General features: G+C 67.8%; 15 protein-coding genes. 6 read left to right on the top strand and 9 right to left on the bottom strand.

All coding sequences use genetic code 11. The features are described from left to right. The first annotated feature begins 333 nt into the window (after positions 1–333). Complete coding sequence (gene ilvA, locus ASF65_RS07850; protein WP_055887595.1) at positions 334–1,587, top strand: threonine ammonia-lyase IlvA; 1,254 nt, start codon at positions 334–336, stop codon at positions 1,585–1,587. 3 nt (positions 1,588–1,590) lie between these two features. Here the strand turns inward: ilvA and ASF65_RS07845 are convergent, their stop codons facing one another. The 9 genes from ASF65_RS07845 to ASF65_RS07805 form a co-directional block, all read right to left on the bottom strand. Continuing rightward, positions 1,591–2,625, bottom strand: coding sequence for an alpha/beta fold hydrolase (locus ASF65_RS07845; RefSeq protein WP_156369211.1), 1,035 nt, complete (start codon positions 2,623–2,625; stop codon positions 1,591–1,593). Further along, positions 2,612–3,136, bottom strand: a complete 525-nt coding sequence (locus ASF65_RS07840) for a GNAT family N-acetyltransferase (protein ID WP_055887592.1) — start codon at positions 3,134–3,136, stop codon at positions 2,612–2,614. The genes ASF65_RS07845 and ASF65_RS07840 overlap by 14 nt, the downstream gene beginning before the upstream one ends. Before the next feature lie 10 nt (positions 3,137–3,146). Then, the gene (sseA, locus tag ASF65_RS07835) at positions 3,147–4,007 is read right to left on the bottom strand and encodes a 3-mercaptopyruvate sulfurtransferase (protein WP_055887590.1); all 861 of its coding nucleotides are present in this window, start codon (positions 4,005–4,007) and stop codon (positions 3,147–3,149) included. Between the two features lie 25 nt (positions 4,008–4,032). Further along, on the bottom strand, positions 4,033–4,770 hold the full coding sequence (locus tag ASF65_RS07830; RefSeq protein ID WP_162239480.1) for an alanyl-tRNA editing protein: 738 nt from the start codon (positions 4,768–4,770) through the stop codon (positions 4,033–4,035). Then, complete coding sequence (locus tag ASF65_RS07825; RefSeq protein WP_055887585.1) at positions 4,770–5,807, bottom strand: cysteine synthase A; 1,038 nt, start codon at positions 5,805–5,807, stop codon at positions 4,770–4,772. The genes ASF65_RS07830 and ASF65_RS07825 overlap by 1 nt, the downstream gene beginning before the upstream one ends. A 124-nt stretch (positions 5,808–5,931) precedes the next feature. Next, on the bottom strand, positions 5,932–6,234 hold the full coding sequence (locus tag ASF65_RS07820; RefSeq protein WP_055887583.1) for a hypothetical protein: 303 nt from the start codon (positions 6,232–6,234) through the stop codon (positions 5,932–5,934). Beyond that, on the bottom strand, positions 6,231–6,461 hold the full coding sequence (locus ASF65_RS07815) for a hypothetical protein (protein ID WP_055887581.1): 231 nt from the start codon (positions 6,459–6,461) through the stop codon (positions 6,231–6,233). The genes ASF65_RS07820 and ASF65_RS07815 overlap by 4 nt, the downstream gene beginning before the upstream one ends. A 113-nt stretch (positions 6,462–6,574) precedes the next feature. Beyond that, complete coding sequence (locus ASF65_RS07810; RefSeq protein ID WP_055887578.1) at positions 6,575–7,708, bottom strand: DegT/DnrJ/EryC1/StrS aminotransferase family protein; 1,134 nt, start codon at positions 7,706–7,708, stop codon at positions 6,575–6,577. 182 nt (positions 7,709–7,890) lie between these two features. Continuing rightward, on the bottom strand, positions 7,891–9,012 hold the full coding sequence (locus ASF65_RS07805) for a glycosyltransferase family 4 protein (protein WP_055887576.1): 1,122 nt from the start codon (positions 9,010–9,012) through the stop codon (positions 7,891–7,893). 68 nt (positions 9,013–9,080) lie between these two features. On the opposite strand from ASF65_RS07805, the gene ASF65_RS07800 reads away from it, so the two are divergent. From ASF65_RS07800 to minE, 5 genes are all read left to right on the top strand, one after another. Then, a complete protein-coding gene (locus tag ASF65_RS07800; protein ID WP_244486589.1) occupies positions 9,081–9,605 on the top strand; it encodes a TspO/MBR family protein in 525 nt (174 codons plus the stop codon). 100 nt (positions 9,606–9,705) lie between these two features. Beyond that, positions 9,706–10,458 (top strand): SDR family oxidoreductase, encoded by a 753-nt coding sequence (locus tag ASF65_RS07795; protein ID WP_055887573.1) that lies wholly within the window; start codon positions 9,706–9,708, stop codon positions 10,456–10,458. Positions 10,459–10,608: 150 nt separating this feature from the next. After that, positions 10,609–11,379: a septum site-determining protein MinC gene (gene minC / locus ASF65_RS07790; protein WP_055888963.1), complete on the top strand. Its 771-nt coding sequence runs from the start codon at positions 10,609–10,611 to the stop codon at positions 11,377–11,379. Between the two features lie 59 nt (positions 11,380–11,438). Beyond that, the gene (gene minD / locus ASF65_RS07785; RefSeq protein WP_055887570.1) at positions 11,439–12,254 is read left to right on the top strand and encodes a septum site-determining protein MinD; all 816 of its coding nucleotides are present in this window, start codon (positions 11,439–11,441) and stop codon (positions 12,252–12,254) included. Continuing rightward, complete coding sequence (minE, locus tag ASF65_RS07780) at positions 12,251–12,520, top strand: cell division topological specificity factor MinE (RefSeq protein WP_055887568.1); 270 nt, start codon at positions 12,251–12,253, stop codon at positions 12,518–12,520. Before minD ends, minE begins: the two co-directional genes overlap by 4 nt. Positions 12,521–12,546: the final 26 nt, after the last annotated feature.

Raw genomic sequence — 12,546 nt, 5'->3', positions numbered from 1 at the left:
TCTAATGCGGGCGGCCGGTCAGCGGAAGAGGGCGCGCGACTTTACAAGTCGGTGACGTTGGCCCATGGAACGCAGCACGGAAACCCAAGGGAAAAAGGGAGCGCGCGATGCCATTTGTTGCTTCGATCGGCGGAGCCGTTTTCCTCATTATCGGCGCCGGCGTCCTTTCGCTGACCGCCGCCCGATAAGCACGGTCAACGAGGGCACGTCCGGCGGAGACGATCCGGCGCCGATCCGGCGCATCGTCCCGATCCGACCGCCGGGGACTTATCCCCGCACCCTTATGGCGCACCGGTCCGTGTCGCGCCTTTCCTGAAGTATCCTGGATCATCCATGACCAACGTCGATTTTCGTCCCGGCGTCGAGGCCGCCCTCGGCGCGCTGCGTGACCTGTTTCCCGAAACGCCGCTGCAACTCAACGAGCACCTGTCGAACCGCTACGGCGCGCGCGTCTTCCTCAAGCGCGAAGACCTGACGCCCGTTCGCTCTTACAAGATCCGCGGCGCCTTCAACTTCATGCGCAAGCGCATCGAGGCAGGCGAGACCGCCGCGAGCTTCACCTGCGCCTCCGCCGGCAACCACGCGCAAGGCTTCGCCTTCGCCTGCAAGCATTTCGGGCTGAAGGGGCGGGTCTTCATGCCGGTCACCACGCCGCAGCAGAAGATCGCCAAGACGCGCATGTTCGGCGGCGACGCGATCGAGATCGAACTCGTCGGCGACATCTTCGACGAGAGCTACGCCGCAGCGCGCCGCTATGCCGAGGAGACGGGCGCCGCCATGGTGCCGCCGTTCGACCATGCCGATATTGTCGAGGGCCAGGCGACTGTCGGGCTCGAGGTGATGCAGCAACTCGGCCACGAGCATCCCGAGATGCTGATCCTGCCGGTCGGTGGCGGCGGTCTGGCAAGCGGCATGACGCGGATCTTCGAGGGGCCGGCAGGCCCCGACATCCGCCTCGTAGAGCCGCTGGGCGCGCCGAGCCTTCGCACCAGCCTCATCAAGCGTCGGCGGGTCCGGCTGGAGCAGGTCGACGGCTTCGTCGACGGGGCGGCGGTCGCCGAGATCGGGGCGTTGCCGTTCGAGATCCTCAGCCGCTTCACGCCCGAGCACGTGCTGCTGTGCCCGGAAGGGCGGCTGTGCCAGACGATGATCGAGATGCTGAACGTCGAGGGCATCGTGCTGGAGCCGGCCGGCGCGCTCGCGATCGACGCCTTGCGCGCGCTCGGGCCCGAGGTGCGCGGCAAGACGGTCGTGCTCGTCGTCTCCGGCGGCAACTTCGATTTCGAGCGCCTGCCCGACGTGAAGGAGCGGGCGCTGCGCTCCGAGGGGCTGAAGAAGTATTTCATCCTCCGCCTTGCCCAGCGCCCCGGCGCGCTGCGCGCCTTCCTCGACCTTCTCGGGCCGGAGGACGACGTGGCGCGCTTCGAGTATCTCAAGAAGTCGGCCCGCGACTTCGGCTCGATCCTCCTTGGCATCGAGACGCGACATGCTAGCAACTTCGACACGCTGCTGCAGCGCTTCGCCGAAGCCGGCATCCGCTATCAGGACATCACCGACAACCAGATCATGTCGGATCTCCTGATCTGATCGTCAGGTGCCGAGTGTCCGGCGGATCCAGTCGCTGAGCTGGCGGGCGAGCGGCGCGGTCGTGGCGGGGGAGCGGATGTCGCCGGCGATCACATGCTGCGTCGGGTCGGTGCTGTCGGTCACCTCGATCACCTCGTGCGGCCCGCCCCAGCGCGCCGCGACCTCACGCGTCCCTTGCGGGTCCACCGTGGCGTCGTTCGGCGAAAACAGGAACAGCGCCGGCGTCGTGATCGTCGACAGATCGATCTGACGCGCCACTTCGACGAGCCGCGCCATCGGGAGGAGGGCCGACGACGGATAGTTCGTGGTCCAGACGCCGTTCGATCCGTCGCCCGAGCCGTAGGTCGCCGGTCCGAGATAGGGCAGGAGGTTGCGGGCGAAGGGCAGCGTCAGGATGAAGGAGCGCCATTCGCGCAGGGCGAAGTTCGGCGAGATTTCGACGAGCGCGGCAAGCCCTTGCGAGAGGTCGGGCCGGTCGGCGCCGATCGTCGCCAGTGTTCCGCCGTTGGACGTTCCGATCACCACCACTCGCTCGCCGATCGCTCGGCCGATCGCCATCGCCTCGGCGAAGTCGTCGATCCAGTCGCCGACCTCCGCCTGCTCCATCGCGGCGGCGTCGCGCCCGTGTCCGGCAAGGCGCGTGTAGAAGAGGTTGGCGCCGAGTTCGCGGGCGACGGCGTCGGCCAGCGGACGGGTCTCGCCCTTCGAGGCCGAGAAGCCGTGGATGTAGACGATCGCGAGCGGCGTCTTGGCGCGCGAGGCCGGATAGGCCCAGACGATCTCCTTCTCCGCCTGCGGGCGAAGGTTCGGGACATTGGCCTCCTCACCTGCGATGTATGCCACCGGATCGCTGCCGATCGCGGTCGGATCGAACGACGTCGTCAGCCGGACGGGTTCGCGCGGGCCGAACACAAAGGCGAGTGCGAGTCCGACGAGCACAAGGCCGACGAGCACGAGCACGAGGCGCCCGAGAAGGCCGCGGCCGCGAGCCGCAGGGGTCGGGTTCGACGAATAAGGGGCCGGGTCAGTCGTCGTCATGGGCGGCCGTCGTGACTTCGCGCGTGGAGACCGGGCGGAAGCCGAGCTTCCGGTAGAGGGGCAGGGCGGCGGGGTGGTCGAGCGTGTTGGTCTCGACCGTCAGCGCGCTCGGCATCTCCTCGAAGCCGGCGACGATCGCCTGGCCGAGGAGATGACGCGCGAGACCCTGGCCGCGGAACTCCGGCATGATGCCGAAATGGACCAGCCGCGTCTCGCGGGGCGCGCGCCCGGCGTCGAGCTCGAACCAGCCGGCCGGTGCGCCGTCGCAGTAGAGGATGCGCATGCGCACGTTCGGCGCATGGATCTCGCGCGCCAAGGCCTCGTCGCCAAGATTGCGCGACGTCCAGTGATGCCCGCGCCCGACCGCCGCATAGAGAAAGCGGTAGTAGGCCAGCGGGATCTGGCGAACTTTCAGGACCTCGTAGGCCCGGCCGTTGCGCGGCGCAGGCGTCGGGTGCTCGGGAGGCTGGTGCATCACGAGCTGAGTGACGGTGGTCCTCAGAATGCGCATGTAGGTCGGTTCAAGTCCTTGGGCTGGCTGGTCCGCCTTCCACAGGCGTATCGGGGCGCGAGCCCCATTCGGTCCAGGAGCCGTCATAGAGCTTCACGTCGCTCTTGTGGAGCGAGGCGAGCGCGAAATTGATCGTCGCCGCCGTCACGCCCGATCCGCACGAGGTCACGATCGGCGCGTCGATGTCGACGCCAGCCTCGGCAAAGAGGCGCGCGAGTTCTTCCGGCGACTTCAGGCGGCCATCGGCGGACAGGTCCGAGGCGGGCAGGGATCGCGCGCCGGGCATGTGTCCGCCCCGGACCCCGGCACGCGGCTCGGGCGCCTCGGCCGTGAAGCGGGCAGCCGGCCGGGCATCGGCGATCTGGCGCGAACCACCGTCGACGATGGTGCGCATCTCGCCCAGCGAGGCCACCGCCGACGGATCGAACGACGCTTTGAACGTCGCCGGCTCGATCTCGGGCTCGCCGGTTTCCACCGGTCGGCTCTCGGCGATCCAGGCGGGATAGCCGCCATCGAGGATCCGCACGTCCTTCGCACCGAAGGTTCGGAACATCCACCAAACGCGCGGTGCGCTGAACAGTCCGAGACCGTCGTAGACGACGATCGTATCGGTCTCGCGGATGCCAAGTGCCCCCGCCGCCTCGGCGAAGGCGTCCGCCGAGGGAAGCGTGTGCGGGAGGTCGGAGGCAGGATCCACCACAGTGTCCTGATCGAAGAAGACGGCGCCCGGGATGTGCCCGGCGAGATACTCGGGATGCGCAAAACGTTTCTGCGCTGGCAGATACCAGGACGCATCGACGATCGACAGGCCGGGATGGCCGATCTCCCGCGCCAGCTGGTCGGCGGAGATCAGGAACGGGTTGACGGTCATGACGATGCCTTCGAAACCGGGGGTGTCAGGGGGCGGGCGGGCCGAAGCGCAGGCGGAACCGGCGGTTGGTGCGCCCCTTCTTCTCAATCTTGGCGACGTGGATCTCGCCGATCTCCTGCGTTTCGCCGACATGGGTGCCGCCACAGGGCTGGGAATCGATCGAGCCATCCTCGCCGATGGCCACGACACGGACACGGCCCGTTCCGCGCGGCGGCCGGACGTTGGCCGACTTCACGAGACCCGGATTGGCGTCGAGCTCCTCGTCGGTGATCCAGCGCGTGAACACCTTGTGATTGTCGGCGACGAGCCTGGCGAGCGCCTCCGTGACCTCGTCCTTGTCGGTGTCGGCCTCCGGCATATCGAAGTCGAGACGGCCCTCGTCCTCGCCGACCGCCGCGCCGGTGACCGGGAAAGGGCAGACGACGGTCAGGAGATGGAGCGCGGTGTGCATACGCATCATCTTGTAGCGACGCGCCCAGTCGACGTGGAGGACGATGGTGTCCCCGACTGCCGGGATATCGCCCTCGCCGAGATGCAGGACGATCTGCGAACGGTCCTCGCCGTAGCGCGTGTCGACGACCGGGACCTGCCGCCCGTCGGCCCATTCGATCGAGCCGGTGTCGCCGGGCTGGCCGCCGCCCGCCGGATAGAAGTTGCAGCGATCGACGACGATGCCGCGCTCGCCCTCGTGCGCGACGACGCTCGCCTCCAGCGTCGAGAGATAGGCGTCGTCGAGGTAGGCGGCCTCGGTGCGGGCCATGATCAGACCGCCTCGTAGGGAACGGAGATGGCGGGCTTGCGCTCCAGCCACGCCGGCACCGGCAAGTTCTTCTCGCGCAGGAAGTCCGGGTTGAAGAGCTTGGACTGGTAGCGGTTGCCGTAGTCGCACAGGATCGTCACGATCGTATGGCCCGGACCCATCTCGCGGGCCATGCGGATCGCGCCGGCGATGTTCACGCCCGACGATCCGCCGAGGCAGAGGCCTTCGTCGCCGATCAGGTCGAAGACGATCGGCAGCGCCTCTTCGTCGGGGATCTGGTAGGCGAAATCCGGCGTGAAGCCTTCGAGGTTCGCCGTAATGCGGCCCTGGCCGATGCCCTCGGTGATGGAGCTTCCCTCCGAAGCGAAGGTGCCGGCCGTGTAGTAGCTGTGGAGCGCCGCGCCCATCGGATCGGCGATGCCGATCTTGATATGGCCGGACCGGCGCTTCAGGCCCATTGCCGTGCCGGCCAACGTGCCGCCCGTGCCGACCGCGCAGATGAAGCCGTCCACCTGCCCATCGGTCTGGTGCCAGATTTCCTCCGCAGTCGTGACGACATGCCCGTCGCGGTTGGCGGTGTTGTCAAACTGGTTGGCCCAGATCGCGCCGCCGGGAACGCTGGAAGCCAGCTGTTCGGCAAGGCGTCCGGACAGCTTCACGTAGTTGTTCGGGTTCTTGTAGGGGACGGCCGGGACCTCGATCAGCTCTGCACCCCAAAGGCGCAGCGCGTCCTTCTTCTCTTGGCTCTGCGTTTCCGGGATGACGATCACCGTCTTGTAGCCGAGCGCGTCGGCCACCATCGCCAGCCCGATGCCGGTGTTGCCCGCGGTGCCCTCGACGATCGTTCCGCCCGGCTGAAGCAGGCCCCTGGCCTCGGCGTCGCGAATGATGAAGAGCGCGGCGCGATCCTTCACCGACTGGCCGGGGTTCATGAACTCGGCTTTGCCGTAGATCTCGCAGCCGGTCAGCTCCGATGCCTTGGCGAGGCGGATCAGCGGCGTGTTGCCGATGGCGTCGATGACGGAGTTGTATCGGGGCATGGGGTCCTGGCGGCGGGATTCGTTTCGCAGGACGGTAAGGTGCGGCACCGGGCGAGACAAGGAAGGGCTTGCTGCGGGAAAGCCATCCGGCGGAACGCGGTTTTCGATCAGGACCAGCGGATCGTCACGCGTAGCCTGCCGGCGTCATCGTGCGGAGGTCTTTTCCGAACACCGCCTCACGACTTGAGCCCCCACGAAGCGCCCCGGCGAGGCGGACGGGATCGTCGCTCGTGGGCACCCAGCCGCATGGACAGGGCGCAGGGTCGCGATGTGCCGAGGCGACGTCCTGGTAGAGGGCGCCGAGCGCTCGCGCGATGTGTTCCAGAGCCTCCAGCGGCGGCGTCCGGCCGTCGCGCATTTCAAGTTCGAAAAGCCGGGTGAGACCTTGCGTCAGTTCGACGGACCGCTCCGCGGAATCGCCGCTCATGCGCGCGGCTTCCTGGCTTCGACACTTCCGAGAAGGTCGACGACGCGGCGCGTGCAGCCGTCGAGCTCCGCATAGGCTTCGAACTCGTCCATCTCCCCATGCCGCAGGCGACGGAGCGCTTCGCGGAGCTCGGCCGCCGAAACGCGGCTGCGAACCATTTCGTGGACCACGATAGCACTGACCGGTCCGAGAACGGCCAGCACTTCGACCGGTGTGACGACACTCATCCTCGACTCCCGCAATCTCGTACCGTAACGGTCGTATCACGCGAGAAAATCTGCGCAAGTTACTGAAATAAGATGATAATTAGTCCAGTTCCAGACTGCGCCCGGCCGGTGTCTCAGGCTAGGGCCGCGCGGGCTGCGCCGACGATGCGATCCTGCGTTGCCTCGTCGAGATAGGCGTGCATCGGCAGGCTGATGACCTCGGTGCAGAGCTGATCCGTCACCGGCAGGCCGTTTCCGCCGACCGGCCAATGCTTGTAGGCGGTCTGCCGGTGAAGCGGTTTTCCGTAATAGATCACACTGGGAACGCCGGCTTCCTTCAACGAGGACATGAAGGCGTCGCGGCGGCCGCCGGGCACGCGGATCGTGTATTGCGCCCAGGTCGAAACGATGTTCGGGGCGATGGTCTGCGGCGCGACCAGGTCGTCCAACATCTTTGAATAGCGCGCGGCGATGCGCATGCGCGCTTCGATCTCTTCCGGGAAGAGCGCGAGCTTCTCGATCAGCACTGCGGCCTGGAACGTGTCGAGCCGGCCGGTGAGGCCGAGGCGCACGTTGTCGTACTTGTCGCTGCCGCTGCCATGGACGCGGATCGAGCGCAGGACGTCGGCGAGATCCGCGTCGTCCGTCTGGATCGCGCCGCCATCGCCGTAGCAGCCGAGCGGCTTGGCCGGGTAGAAGCTCGTCGCGACGACGTCGGCCCAGGCGCCGGCCATCCGTCCCTCCAGCGTCGAGCCGAAGCCCTGCGCGGCGTCCGAAATGACCTTCAGGCCGAAGTCATCGGCGATCTTGCGGATCGCCGGATAGTCGGCGATCTGGCCGAAGAGATCGACTGCGATGATGGCGCGCGGCTTGAGGTCACCCTTGGCTAGGGTCTCCTCGACCGTGCGCCGAAGGTGCGCCGGGTCCATGTTGAACGTGTCCGGCAGGACCTCGACGAAGACGGGGGCAGCGCCGGCGAGGCCGACCACCTCGGCGGTCGCCGCGAAGGTAAAGCTCGGTACGAAGACCGCGTCGCCCGGGCCGATGCTCCAGGCCATCAGCGGCATCAGAAGCGCGTCGGTGCCGGAAGCGCAGGAGATGGTGTGCGCCATGCCGCCGAAGTCGGAAAGCTGCGCTTCCAGCTCCATGACGTCCGGGCCCATGATGAAGGAGCCCTGGTCCATGATGCGCGAGAAGCGGGCCTCGATCCGATCGCGAATGCGATCACGCTGGGTGGCAAGGTCGATGAAGGAGATGGGCTGGCTCATGGTTGTCCTGCGGTTCGCGCTCGCGGCGTCGCATCGGGAAAAGTGCCGAGCGGCCCGTCGCGGTGGGGAAAGACTTGGATTGCAGGGCTACCCGTTCGCACGGGCAAATCAAGCGCCTTGCAGGGGTGAGGCATCACGTTTGGTGCGTCGGGTGGGCGCAGCGTGATGGAAATGGTGTGTCTTCAGGCAAGGAGAGCACGGTAGAGCGCCTGCATCTGCGCGCGCACGTCCGCCTCGGTGAATCCGTCGCGCACCCGCGCCGCGGTCGCCGCGCCCATGCGCTCGGCGAGGGTGCGATCCGCCGCGAGCTTGCCGATGGCTCCCGCGAGAGCTTCGATATCGTCCACCGGCACGACGAAGCCGTCGATCCCGTCGCGCACGAAGCTGCGGCAGCCGGGAACGTCGGTGGTCAGCGCCGCCCGTCCGCAGGCGGCGGATTCCAGAAGCGTGCGCGGCAGGCCCTCGCCGCCGCGCGACGGCAGGCAGGCGACGTGGTGCTCGCGCCAGACAGCGGCCGGCGACGTCGTCGGCCCATGCCAGGTGACGCCGGAACGGTTCGACCACTCCTGCAGCGTTTCCAGCGGGATGGCCTTCGGGTTCGAGGGATCCGGCGCGCCGTAGAGCGAGAGCGTGGCATCCGCCCCGGCTGCGCGGGCGCGCTCGAGGGCCTCTACCGCGATGTCGATGCCCTTCGACCACAGCATGCGCGACACCACGGCGATGCGGAGCTTGTCGCCCGGAGGCAGTGGGGTCGAGGGGTAGGCCTCGGGGTCGATCCCGGCGCCGCCGAGGATCGTCACATCGTCGGCCGCCGGGTCGAGCCCGAGGAGGCGGGGGTCGTCCTCGTTCTCGAACACGAACCGGGTGCGATCCGAGGCGAGGCCGCCGCGGATGATCCGGCGGAGAGCCCAGCGCGCGCTGCGACCGGTGCGGTCGGTCTTGGCGCCGAGAAAGCCGAGACCGGTCAGGGCGAACACGCGGCGGCGAATGCCGGCGAGGCGACAGGCGGCACCGCCGACGAGAATGGGCTTCAGCGAGATGCAGTGCGCGATGTCCGGCTTCTCCTCGCGCAGGATGCGGGCGAGGCGCAGCACTGTCGCGCCCGCCGCCAGCGGGTTGAGGCTGCGCCGCTCCGCCTCGAGCGATCGCACACGCGCGCCCGTCGCCTCGATCGCGGCCGCGTGCGAGCGCACCCGTGCGATCACCACGACATCGAGCCCCATCGCGACCGCGGCCCGGGCCATCGGCAGGAAGTGCGATGCGAAGAACCAGTCCTCGGTGACGATGAATGCGAGCTTGGCCAAGGGGCGTCCGGTGCGGTGATCGAAGTCGTTGACCGGTTAGCCGCGGTTGCGGCGAATGGAAAGACCCGGTGAACGGCGCTACCTTCCGCCGAACGGCAAAGGGCATGATCCGCATGACGCTCGCAGACGGTCTCGTTCTCCTCGGTTTCGTGGCGCTGTCCGGTCTGGTCGCCACGAGCGGCATCCTGTTCAAGCCGGGTCCCTGGTATGCCGGGCTGCGCAAACCCGGCTGGACCCCGCCGAACCGTGCGTTCCCGCTCGTCTGGTCGATCCTCTACCTGCTGATTGCCGTCTCCGGCTGGCTGGTCTGGCGGGCCGCCGGATGGCCGGCCGGCGCCTTCACGCTGTTCGGCATCCAGATGGTCCTGAATTTCCTGTGGTCCTGGCTCTTCTTCAGATTGCGCAAGCCGCTCTGGGCCCTCGCCGATATCGGGCTTCTTGCCGTGGCGGTCGCAGCCACCGCCTTTGCCTTCGCGTCCTACAGCCGAACGGCTGCATGGCTTTTCCTGCCGTATCTGGCCTGGGTCTGCGTGGCGTTCGGCCTGAACCTCTCGGTCTGGCGTCTCAACCGCGACCGCGGCGTGTTCGCCTGAACGAGAAACTTGTCTGCGTATTTCGGGCGGACGGGTTGACCCTGATCCTGCCCCCGGCGCAAAGCCGCTGCGACACGAGCGTTTCGCCGGGAGAGAGATCATGACCTTCGCCATCTATCCGAGCCTCAAGGGGCGCACGGCCTACATCACGGGCGGCGCGTCCGGCATCGGCGCCGACATGGTGCGCGCCTTCGCGGAGCAGGGCACGCGGGTCGGCTTCGTCGACATCGACGCGGAGCGCGGAGCGGCGCTGGCGGCCGAACTCGGGTCCGACGTCGCCTTCGAGCCCTGCGACCTGCGCGACATCGAGGCGCTGAAGGCGGCCTTCGGGCGGCTGAAGGAGCGGGTCGGCGCTGCCAACATCCTCGTCAACAACGCTGCGCGCGACGACCGGCACGGCTGGGAGACGGTGACGCCGGAATACTACGACGAGCGCATCGCGGCCAACCTGCGCCATGCCTTCTTCGCGACGCAGACCGTGGCGCCGGACATGATCGCGGCCAAGGGCGGCTCGATCATCAACTTCGGCTCGAACTCCTGGATGCAGGCGAGCGGCGGCATGCCGGTCTATACGACGGCCAAGTCGGGCGTTCACGGCATGACGCGCTCCTTCGCGCGCGACCTCGGGCCGCACGGGATTCGCGTCAACACGGTCGTGCCGGGCTGGATCATGACCGAGCGCCAGAAGCAGCTTTGGGTCACCGAGGAGAGCCTCAACGCCCAGCTCGAGCGCCAGTGCCTGCCGGTGCCGGTGGAGCCGGTCTACGTGGCCCGCATGGTGCTATTCCTCGCCTCCGACGACGCCGCGATGTGCACGGCCAACAACTTCATGGTGGAGGGCGGTGCGCTCTGATCGCACCCCGCTTCGAGCCTGCCGCGACGGCCGCCCACGGGGCGGCCGTTTTCGTTTGCGCGCCGACGCAAGGCTGGCGCGTGCTGCAGGAGTTAACCCTCGGTTAAGCCTGAGGCGTTTAGATCGGCTGGCAACGAAACGTTAATGAAGATGACCGAAGCCTTACCCACACGCAAAGCGGTCCGCCTTCGCGGCCGGTCCTTCCTGGCCCTGGTGCTGTCGCCCGAGCTTCCCTTCGGCGAATGGCTGACCCAGCTGGACGACCTCGCGCGCCGCTCGACCGGCTTCTTCCTCGGCCGGCCGATCGTGCTGGACGTGGCGGGTCTGCCGATCACGCGCGAGCAGCTGACCGACCTTCTGGCCGAGCTCACCAAGCGCAACGTGCGGGTGATGGGCATCGAGGGCGCGCTGCCCTCCATTCTTTCGCCGGGCATGCCGCCGGAGATGAAGGGTGGCCGCAACGCCGCCGACATCGAGGCGCCGGAGACGCCGGAAGGCGGCTCGGCGGCCAAGGAGACGAAGCCGGCGGCCGCAGGCGCCGATGCGCCGAAGACGCCCGAGCCGGTGCGCGCAACGCATGTCGCGACGACGCCCTCGCTTCTGATCGACGAGCCGGTCCGCTCCGGCCAGTCGATCATCTTCCCCGAAGGCGACGTGACCGTGCTCGGCTCCGTCTCCTCGGGCGCCGAAGTCATCGCCGGCGGCTCGATCCACGTCTACGGCGCGCTGCGCGGCCGGGCGCTGGCGGGTTCGGCCGGAAACGCCAATGCGCGCATCTTCTGCCGCAAGCTGGAAGCGGAACTCATCGCGATCGACGGTCTCTACAAGACCGCCGAGGACATCGACCCCAAGATGCGCGGCCAGGCGGTTCACGTCTGGCTCGACGATACCGTGCTGAGGACGGTCGCCCTTGCGAACTGATCGCCATGACGGCGACGGCGGGACGACCGGAAAGACAACCATGAAGAGGACGGGCCCCAATGGCTGAAGTGATGGTGGTGACATCGGGCAAGGGAGGCGTCGGAAAGACGACCTCGACAGCCGCGCTCGGCGCCGCGCTGGCACAGAACGGCCAGAAGGTGGTGGTCGTCGATTTCGATGTCGGCCTGCGCAATCTCGACCTCGTCATGGGCGCCGAGCGCCGCGTGGTCTACGACCTGATCAACGTGGTCCAGGGCGACGCGAACCTCAACCAGGCGCTGATCCGCGACAAGCGCGTCGACACGCTCTGCCTGCTGCCGGCCTCGCAGACCCGAGACAAGGACAACCTCACGCAGGACGGCGTCGATCGGGTGATGGATCAGCTCCGGTCGATGTTCGACTGGGTGATCTGCGACAGCCCGGCCGGCATCGAGCGCGGCGCGACGCTCGCCATGCGCCACGCGAACGTCGCGGTGGTCGTCACCAACCCGGAAGTCTCGTCGGTGCGCGATTCCGATCGCATCATCGGCCTCCTCGACTCCAAGACGTTGCGCGCCGAGAGCGGTGGTCGCATCGACAAGCATCTGCTTCTCACCCGTTACGACACGGCCCGCGCCGAGCGCGGCGACATGCTCAAGGTCGACGACGTCCTCGAGATCCTGTCGATCCCGCTCCTCGGGATCGTGCCGGAGAGTCCGGAAGTCCTGCGCGCGTCGAACCTCGGCACGCCGGTCACGCTGTCGGACGCGGCGAGCGCCCCGGCCCGCGCCTATATGGACGCCGCCAAGCGCCTGATGGGCCAGACCATTCCGATGAACGTCCCGTCCGACAAGAAGGGTCTCTTCGGCAAGTTCTTCAACCGGAGGGCCGCATGAGCCTGTTCGGTTTCTTCCAGAAGCGATCGACCACGACGGCGCCTGCCGCGCGTGAGCGGTTGCAGGTCCTTCTGGCGCACGAGCGCGCCGAGATCGGCCAGAACGACCTTGTCGCCGTGCTGCGCGAGGAAATCCTTGCGGTGATCGCCAAGCACATGCCGGTGAACCGCGACAAGGTGAAGGTGAAGATGGACCGGGGCGAGCAGATCTCGACCCTCGAAGTCGACATCGAGCTGCCGCAGCTGGCGACAGCCGCCACGCACTGATCGACCGGCGGCATCACGCCGCCGGC

Source organism: Aureimonas sp. Leaf324 (assembly GCF_001423245.1).
In the GTDB taxonomy this organism is placed as follows: domain Bacteria; phylum Pseudomonadota; class Alphaproteobacteria; order Rhizobiales; family Rhizobiaceae; genus Aureimonas.
Note: the sequence above shows the minus strand (reverse complement) of the source record. Positions and strands in the feature narration are given on the sequence as shown.

What these genes read in the sequence shown, in the direction of transcription:
- ASF65_RS07795 (WP_055887573.1), top strand. Translation starts at nt 9,706, where the DNA reads ATGACCTTCGCCATCTATCCGAGCCTCAAGGGGCGCACGGCCTACATC.
- ASF65_RS07815 (WP_055887581.1), bottom strand. Translation starts at nt 6,461, where the DNA reads ATGAGTGTCGTCACACCGGTCGAAGTGCTGGCCGTTCTCGGACCGGTC.
- sseA (WP_055887590.1), bottom strand. Translation starts at nt 4,007, where the DNA reads ATGACCGTCAACCCGTTCCTGATCTCCGCCGACCAGCTGGCGCGGGAG.
- minD (WP_055887570.1), top strand. Translation starts at nt 11,439, where the DNA reads ATGGCTGAAGTGATGGTGGTGACATCGGGCAAGGGAGGCGTCGGAAAG.
- minE (WP_055887568.1), top strand. Translation starts at nt 12,251, where the DNA reads ATGAGCCTGTTCGGTTTCTTCCAGAAGCGATCGACCACGACGGCGCCT.
- ASF65_RS07820 (WP_055887583.1), bottom strand. Translation starts at nt 6,234, where the DNA reads ATGAGCGGCGATTCCGCGGAGCGGTCCGTCGAACTGACGCAAGGTCTC.
- ASF65_RS07825 (WP_055887585.1), bottom strand. Translation starts at nt 5,807, where the DNA reads ATGCCCCGATACAACTCCGTCATCGACGCCATCGGCAACACGCCGCTG.
- minC (WP_055888963.1), top strand. Translation starts at nt 10,609, where the DNA reads ATGACCGAAGCCTTACCCACACGCAAAGCGGTCCGCCTTCGCGGCCGG.
- ASF65_RS07840 (WP_055887592.1), bottom strand. Translation starts at nt 3,136, where the DNA reads ATGCGCATTCTGAGGACCACCGTCACTCAGCTCGTGATGCACCAGCCT.
- ilvA (WP_055887595.1), top strand. Translation starts at nt 334, where the DNA reads ATGACCAACGTCGATTTTCGTCCCGGCGTCGAGGCCGCCCTCGGCGCG.
- ASF65_RS07845 (WP_156369211.1), bottom strand. Translation starts at nt 2,625, where the DNA reads ATGACGACGACTGACCCGGCCCCTTATTCGTCGAACCCGACCCCTGCG.
- ASF65_RS07810 (WP_055887578.1), bottom strand. Translation starts at nt 7,708, where the DNA reads ATGAGCCAGCCCATCTCCTTCATCGACCTTGCCACCCAGCGTGATCGC.